Source organism: Amycolatopsis sp. NPDC114484, assembly GCF_055633755.1.
Genome location: NZ_JBVKDQ010000025.1, coordinates 63,983 through 82,965, shown reverse-complemented (window position 1 = coordinate 82,965; position 18,983 = coordinate 63,983). Strand labels below are relative to the sequence as shown.

Genomic DNA, 18,983 nt, shown 5'->3' with positions numbered 1-18,983 from the left:
CGACAGGCTCGCGCCCCAAAAACCCTTATACCAATCCGGAGACACCGGTGCTGCCGAGGCCAACTGCCCCAGCTGACCCGGGTCCTCCAGCACGCCGTCCGAGGCGGCCATAGACGACTGCGGCCACAATGCGTCATCGCCGCTCCCGAAAGCCGCATCCGCCGACAGGCTCGCGCCCCAAAAACCCTTATACCAATCCGGAGACACCGGTGCTGCCGAGGCCAACTGCCCCAGCTGACCCGGGTCCTCCAGCACGCCCAAATCAGGGGGCACCCATTCGGAATCCTCGGGCCCCTGCTCGATGGGCGTGTCCGGATCGCGCAGTTCGACAGCCACCTCCGGAACCGCCTCCAGAGGCAGCTTGGCGAGTGCCGCAGCCGCCCGGAATTCCGCCTCCATTTCGGTGACGCTCAGCTCAGTAGCGCCCTGCTGACCGGCCGCCAACCGCGCGAGCACTTTCCCTGTCCGCTCCCAGTTGTCCGCCGCTGCCCGAACCGCCTTGATTCCCGCGCCGCCGTCGTTGATCGCGTCTTTCAGCCATGCCCGGACCTCGGCGTCGCCCTGCCAGTAACTCCGCATTGCCCGCTCGGCGGCCATGCGAGTCTTCTCCGAGCCGGCTTCCGGCACAGACCACTGGTCGACCCACAACAACCTGCGCATCACCTGGTCCGCGAACTCCCGGCTCTCGGTGTTGTCCACGATCAGCGCCTTGTTCTGCTCGATCAGGTAGCTGAGCCGCGGCCACGACCGCCAGATTCCTTGGTACCCCGACGCCGAATCGCTGCTGCCGCGCTCAGTGAACGTCAGCTCTTTCCATGCGGCGCCGACGCCTGTGCCGACTCTCGCATAGGCCCGGAGCCGCCCTCCGCGTTCCTCCCCCTTGTACTCGCCGAGCTTCGCCACCAGCAGCACCGGGATCGACTTTTCCCGATGAGGCCCCTGGACAAACAACCCGTCCAGCGCGGAATCAGTCCGGACAGGCGTTCTCAGACCGCTGCGCGGAATCTTCAAATCCACCTCGTAGCCTGGCTGGTTGCTGAACATCGCGGCAGCAAACGCGACCTGTCCAAACGGAACCGGGGATTCCGCGGCCCCGAGGGACTCCTGTGCGTCCGCCAGCAGTCGCAGCGCCGCGGAAGCGAACCGGTGCTTGCCGTCGAAGTCGTTGCCGAGCAGCCCGCGGTCCGGCAAGCTTTTGGTCACCGTCCAGAGCGCTCCGTCAGCTCCCGCGACGCTCGTCGCCGTCAGCTTCTTCGCACCCTGTCCCCGCGGGTCGTCCACGTACTGGATCCGCATCCAGACACCGGCCGCGTCCGGCGGCAGGAAGCTGACCTGTTTGGATGCGGCTTTGCGCCCCGGCTCCAATACCTGCAGCGACACGGTCGTCCCGCCCCTGAAGTTGGCCACTCGCAGCTCGACGGGAAGCTCCCGCCGGAGAGCAGCGATTTCACCGGTACCCTCGGGACGGTCCTCGCCATACGAGAGTCTTCCGCCGCTGGTGTCCCGCCAGTCGATCCGTTCCCATTTCGGCCTGGCCTGCGGGCGGACATCCGGGGTCCGCAGCCGCCGCCACGCAGGAGAAGCCCCGCCCCGGCCGCTGGGGTCCGCGTTGCCGTCGAGCGCCGCTCTCGGGTCTGTCCACACGATCCCCAGCCGCAGCACGCTGGCTGCCTCTACGACCGCTTCCGCAACCCTCTCGTGCGCATTCTCGAACTCGAGCACCTCGCTCCACCCTGGATGCTCCCCGACTGGCCCGGCCACTAATGCGTGCAGTCCGGCCAGTGCCGCGCGCAGCTCGTCCGCGGCCGGAATCCGGTGACGGCTGATCATCTGCCGCAGGCGGCCGATTTCCTTCTTCCGGTCGTCGCCCTGGTACCACGCCAGCCAGCGCAGCAGTACCTCCTTCGAGTCCGGCAACCCCAGGAACTGGCTGTGCGCCGTGACGAACCCGTCAGCCGCCCCGGGACCGCCCAGCACCTGGCCGACTTTCGCCGCTGCTTCTTCCTTCGCCTTCGGGGCCCAGCCGTCTTTCCCGATCCGTACCTCGCGCACCGCTCCCAGCTGTCGTCGCTGCAGGTCCACTCCTTGGACCCGCGCCGTCTCCGCTGCGCTGCCCCCGCCGTCCGCCGGCATCCGCATCGTCACCAGCACCGGACTGTGCATCGTCAAACCGCCGTCCGCGTACTCCAGGCGAAGCGCCACACCGGCGACGGAGACCTGGCCGACGTCAAGCCGCCCGCTATCGGCCAACGTGCCAGCATAGGTGACCGACTCTCGCTGGCCAGGGAGGATCGGTCCGGCGAGACCGGTCGCCGCCAACTCCAGCGCCAGCAGCTCACGGTGTGCCTGGCCGAGCCTCGAGAGAACATTCGGAGCGATGACGTGCGGTGCAAGACCAATTCGCATCGTCCAGCTTCGGCGTTGCTCGGATCGGGGATGATGTACGAGGATCACCTGGCCTTCTTCGCCGTCTTCTCCCCTGGCCACTTGGACCCACACTGCGCGGCCCGCGGCGGCAGGGAGGTAATGGCGGATGCGCCGGTTGTCGTCGCCCTTGCTCATCGCGCGGGGGACTACCCTCAGGTCGAAGACGCCGCCCCGCCGGTTCACAGTCCGGACGAGGAACGGGTGCCCCGGCAGCACCGTCAGCGGGACAGCGCCCGGGGGAACTCCCTCCGCCATGCTCGGCTCCAACTCGTCTGCCCAGACGTCGGCGCCGAACACGTCCGCGACCGACGGCAGCTCCTGGCCGGCCGCCCGCTGATACGCTTTCCGGACCTGCTCGTACAGACCCTGGACCAGCGCAATCTCGCCCCGCTCCGCCTCCGCCGTCAACACCGCATCCGGCTCAGCGCAGGCCGCTCCCGGTTCTGGCCCGTGGCGGTGCTGATGCACCGCATCCAGCGCCTCGTCCCATTGCTCCCACAGCCGCAGGAACGCCTGCCCCTCAGGACTCCCCGGGTCGACGCCGAGCAGAGCTCCGTCGCCGGCCGCACGCCACTCCCGGGCCCGGGCCGCACGCCACTCCCGGGCCCGCTTGACGACGTCGCGCTCGTCCAGGTCAGTCTTGATCCGCGCGGCAGTCGCGGCGAACTTGCCGTCCAGGAGAAGCCCCTCTGCCTGGACCTCCGCTGCGTTCCGTGACAGCCACCTGCCCGTCCACCGCATCCGCGTCGCCGTCAGCATCGCATCCGCCGCCTCGCCCCGGCCGCCCTCGCCGTACGCCATCGCGGCAAGGCGCGCCATGAGTTCCAGCGACACAGCGCTCGTCCCCGCCCCGCCTACCAGCTCCGCCAGGCTCGCCACTACCTCGTTCTCGTCCCGGGTCTCGTCCCTGCTGCCGAAAACCCGCCGCCCCAACCGCACCAGCCGGTCGTGAACGGCCTGCGCGCCCGGTGCTCCGGCAACCGCCTCGCCCGCGGACCCCCGCGCACCGCCCAGCCCGACCGGCGGCCGCGGATCGAGGAACCTCGCCACGTAACGTTCCGCCACCCCCGCCGGATCGCCGCCCGCCGCGGCCTCCGCGGCCACGAGCTGCACCACCGCGGCCCCGATGCCCGGCGGACCCCAGATCCCGACCGTCCGCAGACCCGAACGCCGCGCGGCGAGCTCCGCGTCCAGAACCTGCCCCAGCGCGGCCTCGTGCGCCACGCTGCCCTCCGGGAAGACGACCGCCAGCCCCATCGCCCGAGCCAGCACCCGCTTCCCGGCCTCGCCCCATCCGGCCCACGCCTCCGCCTTCACGGGTCCCCGGGATTTTTCCGTCCCGAACGCGGCCGCCAGGCGCCGTGCGAACACCTCGGCACCATCTGCCCCGCCAACCGGGTCCATCTGACCGGCGACCGCACGGAGCATCAGGTCGTACATGCGGAAGTGCCACAACGCGTAACGATCATGCACCTCGTCGACGATTGTCCTCGCCGCCGCTACGCGCGGGTCGTCGGGATGGACTCGCGCCGCCTGCTTGGCCAGCCACGCCCGGGTCAACTCGCCGTCCGGCAGCCGCCCCGGCTCCGCCCAGACGGGCCTGGGCATGCCCGGGCCGGCCCCGACTGCCCCCACCTCGCCGAAACTCGGCAACGGGCCGGCCTCGCCGGCATCGTTCGATGCCACGACGACCTCGCCGCCGCGAACGGCTACCCGCCAGGTCGCCGGCTCGCCCCCGTAGCGGCGGAACCACAACCGGCCCTCTTCGCGAAACATCCGGTACACCGCGTCCTGCCCGACCGGGAACACCACCGCGTCCGCACCGTCGCCGTCCCGGAAAACTTCCTCCGCGACCGCCGCCAGACCCACCCCGGTCCGTAACGGGTACAGCTCAGCGGGCGCCGGCTCGTTCCCGGCCAGGCTCGCCCCATGAAACCGGGCGCTGTCCTGCAACGCGGCCGCGCTTCCCCTCGTCCGCCCGACCCGCGAAACCCACTCAGCCGTCCGCCACGCCACCGGCGCGCCGAGTCCGCGCCGCGCGGAACCGTCTCCGGTCAGTACCGATTGCCGCAGCGGCGGCGAGAACGCCGGCCCCGCCGACCTCGGTTCTGGATGCGCCTCGCCTCCCGGCGAGCCCGCTCCGGCAGTGCTCCCGATTCCCTCCGCGGCTCTGGCGGCCCCCTGCGACCCAGCAAGCGAATTGTCTGAAATCGGCCTGGTCGCGTCGGAGACCCCGAAAACATCGCCCGCAGGCGGCAGATCAATGCCGACCTCGCGTGCGGCGGCAAGAACTTCTCGGTACTCGTCGATCGCGGACTGGACCGAAATCGGGCTGGCATCCCCCATCAGATGTTTCAATGCCCCGTTAAGCCGCTCCCACCTCTGCCGCAACGCATCAAGGTCGCCGCTGGCGCCGTGCTGCTGCCGGTAGACCTCAAGCGTCCACTGCAGAGAAGAGTTTCGTCGCCGATGCCAGCTCTGTGCCTGTTGCGCGATCTTGCGGGCAGTGCCAGCGTCCATCGGCGTCGGATAGGCTTCCCGGCCGATGTCTGCCGCGTGCCGGGCAGTCCCGACCGGCTCTCCTCCCGCCGAGGCGGGCACGCCGAGCCGCTCCCGCCGGGCATCGGCCCGCTCCCCTGCCGCATTCTGTCCGGCTGGCGGCCGCAGTGTGTTCAACCTGGCGCCGACCAGGTCCGACAGTTGCCGGGCCGTCACCGTGTCGTCAGTCCCTGCCAGCAGGTAGGCCGCTACGAGCGTCACGTCCGCGGCGTCGTCTTCGCTGCCGAGTTTCTCCGGGTCATGGTCGGTCTTGACCGCCTCCGCGGCTTCGGCGAGAACATCCGCGCTGATCAGGTTGCCGTACTTGGCTTTCCGGGCATCGTCATGGAGCCGGCGGATCGTCAGCCCGGGCTCCCAGCCGGAGTCCAGATGCGCGGCGAGCTTGGTGGCGAGAGCGACGGCCGCGACCGTCCGCGCGGGATCGTTCCCCGCCAGCTGACCCGCGATCACCAAGATGACCGCCTCGTCCAGGCCCCGCTCGGCCAGCCCTGCCATATGGTGGACAGCGGCCGCGATCGCGGCCGCGTTGGTCCGCAGTTGGGCCGCGTCGTCGCGATGCCGCAGCATTTCCCGGACCCGTGCCGCCTCGGCGAGAACCGATTCCTCGGTCCAGCGCTGCTCGCCCGCGACGCCCTCCGGCGCGGCCCCGCCCAGAAGCCGCCCGTCCCGGGTCGGCGCCTCGGCCGCCAAGCCGGCAACGATGGCCCGGGTGAGCCGCTCCGCGTAGGCCGCCAGGCCTCCCGCGGCGAAGGCGACGACCTCCCGGATGTCCAGGCCGTAGTCCTGCTGCACCGATGGGTACCGTCCCCGTGTCTCCTGCGTCAGCAGCCTGACGGCCATCAACCGGCTCCCAGGGATGCGATAGCCCGCAGCGTGGCCTATCTCGGCCCTGGTGCGCTGCAACCGCGCCGACGTCCACGGCACCGCGTCGTCCGGACTCGCCACGACCGCGTGAACACCGCCGCCCAGACCGGCGGCACCGAACATCTCGTCCGAAAACGGCACGAGGTCGCCATGGTCGCCCGGCATCTGCCACCCCGCCTCGCCCGCATTGAACACCACGACCCGCCGGCCGGTCGCTCGCCGGCGCTGCTGTTGCGAGGCGTGGGGATAAGCGAAGAGCAGCACCGCGGCGCCCGGACCCTCGACGGCGCCGATCCGTGTGAGAAACGCTTGTAGGTCGGCCGCGGTGCTTCCGACGAGCTCGGGCGGGTTGCCGGCCATCCCGGCGGGAACCGGAGCGCTGGCAGCCCCATCCGGTACCGTACGCGCGTCCTCGGTGTTTCTCAGGTGGTGAGCGAATCGCGGGTTCTGCTCGACCGCCGTCTCCGCATCGGATCCACGCCGTTGGCCGCCCGCGCTCGGCCGACGGCCAGCCAGCGCCGGGGGTTGCCGGGCATCGCGTTGGCGGCCGTCCTCGGCCGGCTCTCCGGTCGCGGCACTGCTTGCCGACCGGTCGGTGTCTCGCCGGGCAAGCGGCGGCGCAGCGTCGCCGTTCCGCTCGCCGAGGCGAAGGAGCTGGAACGAGTCCGGAGAATCACTGCGGCGCGACCCGGCCTCGTCGTCGGTCAGCCCGGGCACTTCGGCGGGAGCCGGGTCGGACCGTCCTGACCGTTCCTCGACCAGGTCCGCGAGGATGGGCCCGCTCCGGTCGGTGCCGGTGCCGGTGCCGGTGCCGGTGCCCCCACCGGACCGTCGCGGGTCCGGCATCGCGCGTCCGCCGCCGGTCCGCGGCCGGGCCGTCCGGTCGGGATTCCCGACCGGATTCCCGACCGGATTCCTGACCGCCCCTCGAATTGCGGAGCGAAGATTCGCGGCCTCGTCCGCCAAGGCGTCCCAGGCCAAGTCAGGCGATCCGTGTGCGCCGAGATGCGCCACCCGCGGGACATGCCGCAGCCGCGGACCGCCGTCTGCGCCCGGCGCCCGGACCGCCGCGTTCCCCGCTGGCTGTGCATCCGCCGCGAGCTGCACATCCAGCCGGTAGAAGTCCGCCCACCGCAACAACGGCAGACCGCCCCGGTTTTCCTCTGCGGCTTGGTCCCCGGGGGCATTCGCGTACCAGCCGAGGACACCGGTGTCTGTGCGCCAGTTCGCGTTCAGCACCTGCCCGCCGTCCGGCGGATCCATCACGATCTGCCCGTCCCGGACCGGCAGCCGGGTCAGGACCGCGGACCTGTTCCCGACGTCGACCGGGCCGACCCGCAACGCTGTCCCCTGCGCGGCGTTCACCAGGAAGACCCGCGGCGCTCCGTCGCCGTCTGCCAGCACGACCGCATTCCAGACCGTGATCCGTGGCGGCACCGGCTGCTGCTGGCCGGGAGCCGGCGCCGGCTCCCGGTAGTCGACCAGCCAAGCGGAGGCCCCCAGTCCGGCTTCCTCCCGATCCCGGACCACCACCTCCAGCGCCTCGATTCCGGCGCCGCTGCGGCGTAGCTCCGGCACACCGGACTCGGCGCCGTGGAGCCGGAGCACCGATTCGTGGAATCGGACTGCCGCGTCGACGCCCGCCGCGCCGCGCCGGGCAAGGCTCCGGCCCAGATCCGCAACCGCATTCGCGGTCGCCGCCCTTCGTTCCGCCGTCAAGTCGGCGAAAATCGTCCGTGCGAGTTCCTCCGCGTATTCAGGACTATGCACGAGCACGTGCCGTACCAGGCTCGCGATTGCCGGATCGTGCACGTCCCGGATCGGCTGCGGCGTCTCGTCCGCCGCAGCCGTGAGGATCTGGCTCTCCTCCGGCGCGATCCCGCGATCGAGCGGTCCGCCGATGGTGTCCGCGACGCCGTTCAGCCGCGCTTCCGTCCACGGGGACCGGCGGACCCTGCCGTCCTGGCCGACTGCCACCGCGTAGACGTCTCCGACGTTGTTGAACCAGCCGTGTGGGCCGAAGGTGTCGAGATAGAACGGGGCGACGCTCCCGTCATGGGCGACGATGTCCCAGAACCCGCCCCGGTTGTACAGCAAGAATGCGCGGCCGAGCGACAGCTCCTCCTCTTTCGGGTAAATGAAGAGCAGGAGCGCGCCGCCGTCGTTTTCCAGCCCGCCCAGCGAGTTGAATGCCAGCGCCGCCGAGTCTCTTCCGCGCCCGGCGAATTCCGGCGTGCTGGAGACGATCGGCGGGACGTCGCCGTCCGCGGCGGGGAATACATGGCCGGCATAGCTCGCCAGCGCCCCCGTTCCCCCGTCGGTCTCGCGCAGGTGCCGGGCGAACTCCGGACTAGGCCTCGGCGCCCAGCCGACCTCGGCGGGCACCGCCGGGAACCAGGCGGGATCTTCGGCCCGCGCCGCTCCGCTGGTGCGCGGCCGGTAGGGCGGCAACGGGTCCGGCTCGCCGATCCGGGGCGGCATCGGCATGCCTTCCGTACCGCTGTCACCGTCGCGGCTCCCCGGCTGCGGCCGCGGCTGGACGACCGGTAGCCGCGCAGCCGCCCCGGTGCCGGCCGCCCGATCGGCGCCCAGCTGTCGCTCCCTCGGGTTCAACTCGTGCAGGCGCGACTGACGGAGCTGAGGCGGCCGGGCCCGGCCTGCGTCGGCATAGGCGTCCTCCGCGCGCTCCGGGGCCCAGCGGAGTTCGCCGACCAAGTCCTCGTACGCCCGGAACGCGACGGCCGGCCCGCCGACGTTCGTTCCGGTCACGGTCCGAAACCACGAGCCGGTCACGGTTCGATTCTCCCTGCTGTGGCGTTCGGCCCGGAACGCCACCCCGTCCGCGGCGTTCACCAGAAAAGTGCGCGGCTCCGCTACTCCGTCCAACGTTCCCCGGACGACGTTCCACACCGTATCGCCCGCCTCCGCAGCGGAATCGACCAGCAGCATCGACGTGCCCGGGCCGGCGTCGGCAACACGATCGAGAAGGTCCAGCAGCGCCCGCATCCCGCTTTCCCGCACCAGCACCGTCCGGGGCGGATGCCCGGTGTCGACCACCCCGGACAGGGAGAAATGAAAATCGATCGCCTCCCGCGCCCCTCGCGCCCCTCGCGGGCCCGCGGCCAGCAGCTCGCCCAGCTCCCGGATCTCCGTCGTGCCGCCGGCACGGTCTTCCGAGCGCCGGGCGCCGATCCGTCCGATCCGCAGTCGTGCCGCAACCTCGGCCATCCTGCCGCCGGATCGCTCTCGGCTCTCCTTTTTCGCTGTCGCCCCGCCCGGCCGCGCCATGCCGACCGTAACGTGCGCATGCGGCGCGCCCTTCGGCTTCCCCACAGACTCGTGGAATCGAATCGCGGTCAAATCCGGGAGGCTCCGGAAATTGATCCCGCTCCGCGTCCATTGATCGATGCGTTCCACGAAGCCGGCCAGGAGGGCACGCTCCAGCTCTGCGGACCGTTCTGCGTTCTCCTGCGGCCTGGCGCCCGGACGGCCCCGGACCTCTACGGACACGTCCAGCGGCGCCACCGCCCGGCCGGCACGGAGAGACCGCAGGTACAAGTAGTCGAATAACGCGGCGCCGGCGTTGCGCAGCCGGGCACGCGAAATTTCGCTCAGCGCCGTCCCGCCGGCAGAAAAAGTCACCTCCGGGACCGGCGGCAGCACCTCCTCCGTGCGCATCTCCAAGTCCGCCAGCAACTGTTCGACACGATACAGAGCGCGAGCTGCGTCCGCGTCCCACGGAGCGTCGCCCAATCCGGCGCGCACCGCCTCCTGAATCGACAACCCGGCCGACTCCAGGGCACGTCCGTACACCGGTGCCACCAGGTTCGCGAGCAAGCCCACCAGCGTTTCGTCATAACGCGCCGGCCGCTGCGCGGTCGTCCCGGCCCGAAACCGGCGACCTTCCGCCACTCCAGCCGGCTGTCCCGCTGCGCGCACCTCGGCGACGCTCCACCGGCCGGCCGCCGTCACCGAGGCGAGCTCCCGGGCGAACAGCTCGGCGGCATGCGGGCCGACTACCGCCTCGGCCACCCTGACGATCGTTTCCAACCGGGGCCTGAGCCCGGGCAAGCGCGCCGTTCCTTCGAGCTGTGCGAGACGGATGCCGTTGAAGTGCCTCGCGACCAGCCACCGAGGTTCGTCCCCGGCCGGCTCCGGGTCCTGCCCCATGAGCCCGTGCTCGAATGGTTTCGGGTCGTTCTGCTGAATATTCAGCAGGATCGCGACGTCCCAGACATACCGCCGCAGAGCCTCCTGGGCGTTGCCGCGGAGCAGGCGCGCTGCCTCGTAGACCCGGGCCGCCTCGTAGACCCGGGCCGCCGACCGCGCGAGCTCTCCGGCCAGGCCGGGCCGGTCGATCCGGCCGGCGAGGGCCACGAGCGCCGCATCGTCCACGACGTCCCGCAGAAGGAAGTGCACGTAGGCGTCGTCGTATCGCGCTTCCGCGTCACCAGACTCCGCTTTCTTCCCGTCTCCTGGTACCATTTCGCTCTCGTCAGCCCCCGCCGGCAAGCCATCGCTGCCCCACGCAACACCAGCTGGCAAGAACATCGCCGGCGGTCAGACGACGCGCTCCAATCCCGTGTGCAGCCACAATTCTCCATACCAGGATCGCTCGGCGCAGTTGCCGGGCCGTGCGGCACGGCTGAGGGATCTCCACCACCTGAGACGGCCCGCACAAGGTCCGAAAGCCACGACCGGATCCGCCCCCTGACCTTATCGCGATCGTGATTCCCGAACGAACCGCTCGACCCCGATCGAAATGGTATGTCCACTGCTTCTGCCCGAAAGACCTTGGCGGCGCGCCGCAGGCTCGCCGAACGAGGCGGGGCCGCAGTGGTTCTTGGACAACGAGATCGCCCCAAGGTCCCTGTGAACCGGGCAATCGTCGGCGGACACTGGCCCTGGCGTCGCCGCGTCGCTCGACCAAGTGAAAGGCACCACGTGACCAGTCGCAGCATGCGTTTCGGAATTGTTCTGCTCACCGCGGGATCGGTCGCCGCCGACGCCCGCCGGGCAGAGGAGGCGGGGTTCGACACGGTGCTGGTGCCAGACCATCTCGGCATGCCGGCTCCGCTGTCCACCCTGCTCGCGCTCGCCGCGGCCGCGCCGTCGATCAGGGTGGGGAACTTGGTGCTCAACACCGGATTCTACCGTCCGGCCCTGCTGGCACGCGAACTCGCGGCGATCGACTCCGCGACCGGCGGCCGGCTCGAAATCGGCCTCGGCGGCGGGTGGGTCCCGGAAGAGTTCGAGGCGGTCGGGTTGCCGTTCCCCGCCGCCCGCGACCGGGTGCGTGCGGTCGCCGGGCACGCGGCGGAACTGCGCCGGCTGCTCAGCTCGCCGGACTGCCTGCCGGCACCGGCGCAGACGCCACCGCCGATCCTGATCGCAGCGGACGGCGACCGGATGCTGGCCGCCGCCGCGGAACACGCGGATATCGTCGCGTTTCAAGGGAACTGCGACGAGGACCGATTCGCGGGCCGGGTAGCCGCGCTGCGCCGCATCGCCGGGGACCGGCTGGCGGAACTGGAGTTGTCGATGGGTTTTCACCAGGTCGGCATCGACGACCCCGACGACCTGTCGATTCTGGAGCTGGTCGCGCCCGGGCGGAGCGAGGCGGAACTGCGGCGTCTCGCCTGCTATTTGCCGGGGCCGGTCGAAGCGGCGGCGGATCGGATCCGGAAGGTACGGGACGAGTACGGGATCACGTACTTCACGTTCAACCTGACGCCGGGGGTGCGCTGGGAGACGCTCGGGAAGCTGCTGGAAATTCTCAAAGCCGAATCCTGAAACCCCGGTTCCGCACTGAATCGAACTCAGAGCCGAGGCCGCCGCGGTCGCGCTGTACACCGCCGCCATCGGGTCGCTGGTCCGCTCAGATCAGGGACCCGATGGAACTGCGGCCCGCGGACGGCGGAACCGTTGCGGTGCCGTCGCTCGCCGGCCGACTGGCGCCAATCTCCCGCCCGGCGAGGCATTCCTCGCCGACTGCGTGCCGACTGCCGGCACACCGAATTCGTTTCGAGCCGGCGGAAACAACGGCCCGCGTCGGCGGGCAGCATGCCCGCCGGGCGAGCGATCCCGAAGCAACCGGGATGCGGCTGGTCTTCAGCCGGGCGTCGACGACGCGCTCAGGCTGCCAGTCGCTGCTGGTTCGCCGGCAGGCGGTACTCGTTCTCGTTCCGCCCGCCGCGGCCGGCCAGCCGGCCGATCTTGAGCGACGTCACGGTGGCGGCCGGCTCGCAAGCTTCCTTGGCCAACTGCGCTTCCTGCTCGTCGATGATCCGGCGGAAGATGTCGTCGGAGAAGACGTCCATTGCTGCCTCCCAGGTCGTGCGGCGATGTCTGTTCTTGCTGACCTGTCCATCCTCTGCCGTGGTTCTTCACGATCTCTTCATCCCTTCACCTACTGCTCTGACCAGGCGTAACGGCCTGCGCCGGTGCGGATTCGGCCACGCGAACGGCCGCGCTCAGCAAGGTGCCGGCCCAGCCGTGAAGAAGGACGTGGAGTCCGAAGGGGGATCGGGAACACCGGCTAGCGGTCCTCCGCGCAGCACTGCCGCGTGCCCCGGACACCGGAGTCCGCGCACTACAGTTACGCGACCCGGGCCGAGCATCCGGACCGGCAGCCGGCTGGGGAGCGTCGCCCGGGCACCGGCATCGCGCTGCCGCGGCTGAACGAGGAGGTGCACGGCCATGCCGGTGAATCGTCCCAGCCGGAAATTCCACTATGGACTCCGCGGATACGCTTGTGCGACTGGGGAAGATCGGTGTCACTCGGACTGTGCGGCTTGGGTCTTCTGCCGGAGTCTCTCATCGGGTGTCTGGCCGTTGAGTCCGCCGTGGGGCCGGTCGTAGTTGCAGTAGTCCTGCCATTCCTTGAGGCGGGCGTTGAAGACGTTGACGTCGTCGATGCGGTGGGAGCGCTCGACCTTGCCGTTGAGGCGGGGCGTGCGGGGCTTGATGTAGACGTGCCCGGTGCCTTTGTCGAGGACGTGCCAGTGGAACTGGGCGCCGAACTCGGTGCCGTTGTCGGTCTGGATCTTCTCGACGGCGAACGGCAGTTGGGACAGCACGTAGTCGAGGAACCGGATCGCGGTTTTCTGGTTGAGGGCCGGATAAATTTTCAGGATCCGCAGGCGCGTGCAGTCGTCGATCGCGGTGAACTGGCAGAACTTCCCGCGCCGCCCGACCGGCTTCAGCGATACCCCCGCTTTGCCGGCCGGGGGCAGCGGTTCGACGAACTTCACGTCGATCTGCACCTGGTGCCCGGGGCGCTGCTTCTCGTACCGCTTCCACCGGCGGTCGTGGCGGCGATACCGCTGCGACGCGGGCAGCCTGCCCAGGTCCAGGCGGCACAGGATCCGCCACACAGTCGACTGGCTGACGGCGACGTCGTGATAGCGCCGCAGGTACATCGCGATCTTCTCGGGCCCGAAGTGGTAGTTGCGCCGCAGATGGACGATCTTGTCCACTACCTCGGCCCTGGTCGCGTTCGGACTGGTCCGCGACCGCCTCGACCGCTCCCGCAGCCCGTCGACGCCCTCGGTCTCGTAGCGGCGCAGCCACCGGTAGTACGTCGGCCTGCTGATCCCGTAGTACCGGCAGGTCAACGCGACGTTCCCGGACACTTCCTCGACATGGCGCAGAACCGCGAGGCGCCTCGCGGTCCAACTGAGGTTCACTCACCCGGACTCCCTGTGATCAACAAGTCCGGGTGTCAACCATGTCCCGCAATTTTAGACTCCGGACCGCGGTGGCCGGCCCGTTTCCGGGCAATGTGCCCTTCTTGGCGGTCTGTTCGCGTGCCGACCGGATCGTCGACTGGCGCGGCTGCCTCGATCCGGCCGCCCGCCACCACGAGGTGACCGCCAGCCACAGCGGCCTCGTGCGGGATCCGGCGAGCATGGACGCTGTGGTCTCGGAACTCTTGTCCCTCGCCGGCGAAGCGCCGGTCACCTCGGACTGGTCGCGGGCAGGCTAAGCTTCCAGGGCACCTGCCGCACCGCGCAGGATCGACGGTCGCGTCCGCGTGCCGGACCGGTCAGCCGGCGTCAGGGCTCGTCCGAGCGAACGGCAAACGAGCGACCAGCGTGGCCTCCGGGGAGAATCTGAGCGCGAACCGCACGAGATCTTCCGGTTTCAACCTCGGGCTGGGCGAACTCGCCATGAGCGGCACGCTTCCCTGCCCCAGCGAGACTTCGCTGTTCGCCGGCACCACCAACCCGCTGCGACGCGCCCGCGTCCGACCGGGCTCGGCCCCGTCCTGGGCAGCTGCGTACCCGCCCAGCCAGACCTCCTCGTAATCGGGGCTGCAGACCTCGACGAGGCGAGCGGCTGTTCCGGTCTCATTCCGGATCGTCAAGGAAACGACGACCGGCTCGCCCGGGCCGCGCCAGACCACGCAGCCGCGACCCGGCACGAGGTAAAGACCCATCCGCAGATCCCTCCAGACTTCGGTGGCTGTCGAAAAACGTGGGTGCGCAGGCACCCTCAAGGTTCCCCTTCACGCGCCGCGGAGCACGCCAAAACAGCATTTCGGCGAATTCGGCGACGATGTGACGAGAGCTGGCCAGAAGCCAAACCTGGTCGAAGTTATCAGCCGGCACCGCGGCTCCGTTCGACGAACAGCGTCCGGGACAGAAGAGCGAAGAAATCTTGCCCGAAGGAATCTGATCAGAAGATTTTCCCCGGCGCTGGCACTCCGCGCCGCCCAAGAGCCTTGGCCCGCTGCCCGGTTGCGCCGGCGAGCGAGACCTCCGGACCGCGGGAGGCCAGCCCGCGTCACCTTTCCCACGGGAAGCCGGCTGAATGGCGTTCCCGCATCACCGCGTCCCCTCGAAAAACGCGCTCGTGACCGAATTCCTCCTGTCCGGGGCAGTACGGCAGGGTATGGCGGCCGACGCGGTCGAAGGCGGGAAACTTCGCCCTCGTCATCTTCGCGAAACCCGGTCCTGTCCCGGTCTTCCGTGCCAGCCGTGAGCAGCCTGACGCCGCTGCGACTGCCGTGCGGAGATCTGCTCGACATGGTCGGGCGCGAAGAATGCGCGCTTGTCGTCGCGATCAGGACAGCGGTCGTTGTCTGCTGGCGCAGGAGGTCCGCGCTGTCGCTGTCGAGGGACCGGGCAGCCGACGCGTAGCTCTTCGCGGACCCCTGCACACCCTGGTCCGGACGGACGGCTCCGGTGCGGCCCGCGACCGGCAGTTGCATCGAATCTCCTTTCGCCGCTCAGCGAATCCCGCTGTGCGGCGGCGTTGCCGGCCAGGCGACCACGAGCCTGGTCAATTTCGTAGGCATCACGCCGGTCGTCCAGTGCAGGTCGTCCTCGTGGACCCGGATCCGAGGAAAGCGGACCAGCAGCGCCCGCAAGGCGCATTCCAGCTCCGCGCGGGCGAGATGCGCGCCAGCGCACAGGTGCCGTCCGCGGCCGAACGCAAGGTTCCGGGCAGTCGGCTCCCGGCCGATGTCGAATCGCGCCGGGTCGGCGAAGGCTTCCGGATCTCGGTTCCCCGCGCTCAGCGGGGAGACCACCACGTCGCCGGCCGAGATCAGCGTCCCAGACAAGGACAGGTCCTCGGTGGCGACGGCCAGCTTCGCCAAGCCGGCGCCGTCCACCGGCGAATAGCGCAGCACCTCCTCGACTGCGTCCGGCACCCGGCTGGGCGTCGCACGCAGCAGCTCCCACTGGTGCGGGTGGCGGCTCAGCAACAGGACGCTTCGCGTGATGATGTTGATCGCCGCGGTACCGCCGAGCAGCACAGAACGGGCGAGATTCGCCAGCTCCGCGTCGTCCAGTGCGCCCCGATCGCGCGCCGCGGTCAGTGCCGTGAGCACGTCGTCGCCCGGTTCCCGGCGTTTGCGCTCGGCATGGCGGAGCACATACCCGTCGACCTCGTCGACGATGTCCGAGGGGAGATCGGGAGACAGCGATGCTGCCAGCGTCGTCCACCGGTCGAAGGTGGCCCGGTCCGGCGACGGGACTCCGAGGACTTCGCATGCGGTCTCGACGACCAGCGGAACCGCGTAACCGTCGACAAGGTCGGCCGGCGAGCCGCCGGCCGCGAGGTCCTCCGCCGCGTCGAGAGCCACCTGCATGATCCGCGCCCGCCAACGTTTCTCCGTCTGGCTGCGGGTCAGCATCGGCTGCAGGACGCGCCGCAGCCGGGTGTGGTCCGGCGGATCGATCTGGTTGAGCCGCGCGCCTTCCCGGAAGGTCGCCGCTCCCGGGCCGAATCGCGGGCCGCCCCACGCGGTCGTGTCGCGGCTGAACCGAGGATCGGTGAGCACCGTCACGATGTCCGCGTGCCGGGTCACCAGCCAGGCGGGATGCCCGGTCGGCAGGCTGACCCGGCTGACCGGAGCGGTGGCGCGCAGCAGGCCGTACTGCGCGGAAGGGCTGCCGTCGGCTTCTGCCGGGAACGGAAAGGCCGGCGGCTTGCCGGTGTCCTCCGCCCTCATTCCTGGCTCGCGGTCAGGGATTCGGCCGCCCACAGCGCGGCGATCGGATATGCGCGGTGGCCCCGGTGCTGGTGGAGCGTCTTGCCATGCCACAGCGGAGTGTTGACCGGGTCTTCGGCGTCGGCCGACCAGGCGGCCCGCAGGAAGGCCGCGCCGCGCGCCACCGCGTGCCGGGCGTGCTGGCTGCCGTCGCGGGCACGAGACGCCAGCGCGAGGACTGCGTGCGAGGTTTCCTCCAGAGTGCCGGACCACCGTCCCCAAGATCCGTCAGAACGCTGATTGCCAAGCAGCCACTCGAATCCGGCCGCTGCTGCGGTCGCCGCAGCTTGCTCGGCACCGGTCTGCAATGCCAGCAGCGCGCTGCTGGCCGCGTAGATCGGAGAACAGTGCCACTTGTCGATTCCCCAGCTGCCGTCCGGCAGTTGGGCGGCGAGCAGGAACGTTCGCGCCTTGCCGACGCCAGTTGCGATCCGGCTGGCCTCGCCCGGTTCTGCGCCGGCATAGCCGGCGAGCGCCTCAAGCACATGCGCATTGACGGACACTGACATGTCACGCTGTCCGTCCGGCTGCCCAGACGCGGTGTACATCCCGGTCGCGAACGCCCCGAACGAGTCCTCCGTCTCGAACGTGAACAGCGACGTCGGAGGGATCGACCGGCCCAGCCGATGAGCCACCCACAGCGCCGCTGCGGTGTCGTCGGCGTCCGGCACCCATCCGGAGCCCAGCGGAACGCCGTCCTCGGTCACCCACGAGTGCACGGTTTCGGCCAGAGCGCACCGGTCGAGGCAGCCGAACGGCACTTCGGCACGCAAGAGCGTCATCAGCAGCCACGCCCGTTCGTACACCTCGACCGGCATCACGGTCGGTGCTGCGCCGTGATGCCGGTCCATCGCCGAAATCACATAGCGCCGCCAGGTATCGGGCGGATCCGCGGCTGCCGCCAATGCGGCTGCGGTAGCTGCCGGAGAACAGCCGACATGCGCGGAATCGACATCGGGCAACGGCGCACAGCCCTCGAAAATCTCCCATACGTGGTCGAGGTGCGCGGGCAGCGGATGCCCGCCCGCCGCGGCAGCGCGGGCCGTCGCCAGCTCCGCGCGCCACGGGTCCAGCGCGGCCGAGCCCGTGCGAACACGGTCCGCTGCCGACTGGAGCCCCGCATTCGCCGCGGCTCGGACGACGTCGTCCGTCAATGCCGGGATGAGGTACCTCCATCCGATCATGCCCGCCGGAATCGCGGCCGGCCGAAGGAGGGACGCGTTGCCCTGCAACCAGTCGAGGCCGCGAATCGCGGCCGCGTCGGGAGCGGCCGGCCGGGCCTCCTCCAGAAGCGCCAGAACGGCCGCGATGCTGTCCGCCAGCCGATATTCGGGCGAAGCCAGCCCAGGCCCCCAACTGCCGTCCGGGTTCTGCCGCCGTCGGATGAAGTCCCCGGCATCGCTGATCACCGAAGCGGGAGTCCTGCCCGGCCGCCGCACACCGGAGCGCATGATCTGCGCGGTGTCGTAGACCGACGGGCCGGCCAGGCCCCACCGGTCCGCGAACGATTCGGCGACCAGTCCCGCCGCGGCCGACTGGAGCTCGCCCGGGTTCGGCACGGCATCCCCATCCCTGTTCCGCGGTTTCGAAATCACGAATTCCGGTATCGGATGTATTCCGCCAGCGCACGCAGGCCGGAACGAGAACCCGCAGGAGCCGGCAGGGAATCGAAAAGATCCAGCGCCCGCCGGAACTGCCGGTCCGCCTCCCGCACGCTGGCGTCCAGCCCGCCCGCACTCGCCACCAGGCCAGTCAGCCGCGCGAGGTCGTCGGCCGGGCCTGGTTCGCGAGACAACAGTTCGGCGAGCCGGCGGCCTGCCTCGCCGCCCGCGGCGACCGCGGCCACGATCGGCATCGTCTTCTTCCGCCGCCGCAAGTCGGCGCCGACCGGCTTCCCGGTCTCTCGTGCGTCGCCCCAAAGACCGTTGAGGTCGTCGACGATCTGCGCCATCAGGCCAAGGGCGTCGCCCGCGGCCGAAAGCACCTCGACTGTCGGGGCGGGAGCGCCCGCGAGTATCGCGCCGACCTCAAGCGCGCCCGCGTACACCGCGCCGGTCTTGTCCGCGGCCATCGCGAGATAAGCCGGGACGTCTGCGTCGCCGGGACCGCCGAACGGGACTTTCTCGCGGCGCAGGTCCTCCGCTTGCCCCGACCCCAGCCGGGTGCACATGCGGAGCAACGCGCGCACCGCCGCCGGGGCGTGCGGATTAGGCGAGTCCGCGACCGCGCTCAACCCGGCCGTGAAAAGGGCGTCGCCGCCCAGGATCGCCGGGCCGACGCCGAATGCTTCCCACACGCTGGACCGGCCGCGTCGCCGCCGGTCTCCATCCATGATGTCATCGTGCAAATGCGTGAATGCATGGATGAGCTCGACGGCGACCGCGCCCGGAATCGCGGCGCCCGCTTCCGCGCCCACTGCCTCGGCCGCGAGCAAGGGCAACGCGAGGCAAACTCCCTTTCCCCCTCGGCCGCTGTCGTCCCAGGACGAATCGAGCCACCCCATGTGGTATCCGGCGATCGAGGTCAGATCCTGGTGCAGCCCGGCGATCGACGCTCGCAACGAAGGCTCGGTCATCGCGCGTGCCCTGCAGAGAGTCTCGGGCGGCTCGCTTCCGGTAATTCCAGCGAGTTT

10 protein-coding genes are annotated in these 18,983 nt (G+C 70.3%); 3 read left to right on the top strand and 7 right to left on the bottom strand.

Features of this window, described 5'->3' with window-relative positions; all coding sequences use genetic code 11:
* On the bottom strand, nt 1–10,335 hold a 10,335-nt coding region (locus ACZ7SW_RS38765; RefSeq protein ID WP_470235342.1), incomplete at its 3' end, for a hypothetical protein.
* A gap of 474 nt (nt 10,336–10,809) precedes the next feature.
* Here ACZ7SW_RS38765 and ACZ7SW_RS38760 point away from each other — a divergent pair.
* Complete coding sequence (locus ACZ7SW_RS38760; protein WP_470235341.1) at nt 10,810–11,643, top strand: TIGR03621 family F420-dependent LLM class oxidoreductase; 834 nt, start codon at nt 10,810–10,812, stop codon at nt 11,641–11,643.
* A gap of 341 nt (nt 11,644–11,984) precedes the next feature.
* On the opposite strand, the gene ACZ7SW_RS38755 is transcribed toward ACZ7SW_RS38760, so the two are convergent.
* Nucleotides 11,985–12,170, bottom strand: a complete 186-nt coding sequence (locus ACZ7SW_RS38755) for a hypothetical protein (protein WP_470235340.1) — start codon at nt 12,168–12,170, stop codon at nt 11,985–11,987.
* Between the two features lie 456 nt (nt 12,171–12,626).
* A complete protein-coding gene (locus ACZ7SW_RS38750) occupies nt 12,627–13,538 on the bottom strand; it encodes an IS481 family transposase (protein ID WP_470235339.1) in 912 nt (303 codons plus the stop codon).
* Nucleotides 13,539–13,642: 104 nt separating this feature from the next.
* On the opposite strand from ACZ7SW_RS38750, the gene ACZ7SW_RS38745 reads away from it, so the two are divergent.
* A complete protein-coding gene (locus ACZ7SW_RS38745; RefSeq protein WP_470235338.1) occupies nt 13,643–13,837 on the top strand; it encodes a hypothetical protein in 195 nt (64 codons plus the stop codon).
* A gap of 60 nt (nt 13,838–13,897) precedes the next feature.
* Here ACZ7SW_RS38745 and ACZ7SW_RS38740 read toward each other — a convergent pair whose 3' ends face one another.
* On the bottom strand, nt 13,898–14,290 hold the full coding sequence (locus ACZ7SW_RS38740; protein WP_470235337.1) for a copper chaperone PCu(A)C domain-containing protein: 393 nt from the start codon (nt 14,288–14,290) through the stop codon (nt 13,898–13,900).
* Between the two features lie 541 nt (nt 14,291–14,831).
* Between ACZ7SW_RS38740 and ACZ7SW_RS38735 the strand changes: the two genes are divergently transcribed.
* Complete coding sequence (locus ACZ7SW_RS38735; protein WP_470235336.1) at nt 14,832–14,993, top strand: hypothetical protein; 162 nt, start codon at nt 14,832–14,834, stop codon at nt 14,991–14,993.
* An 89-nt stretch (nt 14,994–15,082) separates the two neighbouring features.
* On the opposite strand, the gene ACZ7SW_RS38730 is transcribed toward ACZ7SW_RS38735, so the two are convergent.
* Genes ACZ7SW_RS38730 through ACZ7SW_RS38720 form a run of 3 tightly spaced genes read right to left on the bottom strand, consistent with a single transcriptional unit; the run spans nt 15,083 to nt 18,926 of the window.
* The gene (locus ACZ7SW_RS38730) at nt 15,083–16,312 is read right to left on the bottom strand and encodes a cytochrome P450 (protein ID WP_470235335.1); all 1,230 of its coding nucleotides are present in this window, start codon (nt 16,310–16,312) and stop codon (nt 15,083–15,085) included.
* Entirely contained in the window at nt 16,309–17,910 is a 1,602-nt protein-coding gene (locus tag ACZ7SW_RS38725) for a prenyltransferase/squalene oxidase repeat-containing protein (protein WP_470235334.1), read from the bottom strand. Before ACZ7SW_RS38725 ends, ACZ7SW_RS38730 begins: the two co-directional genes overlap by 4 nt.
* A 32-nt stretch (nt 17,911–17,942) precedes the next feature.
* Nucleotides 17,943–18,926: a polyprenyl synthetase family protein gene (locus ACZ7SW_RS38720; RefSeq protein WP_470235333.1), complete on the bottom strand. Its 984-nt coding sequence runs from the start codon at nt 18,924–18,926 to the stop codon at nt 17,943–17,945.
* Nucleotides 18,927–18,983 lie beyond the last annotated feature (57 nt).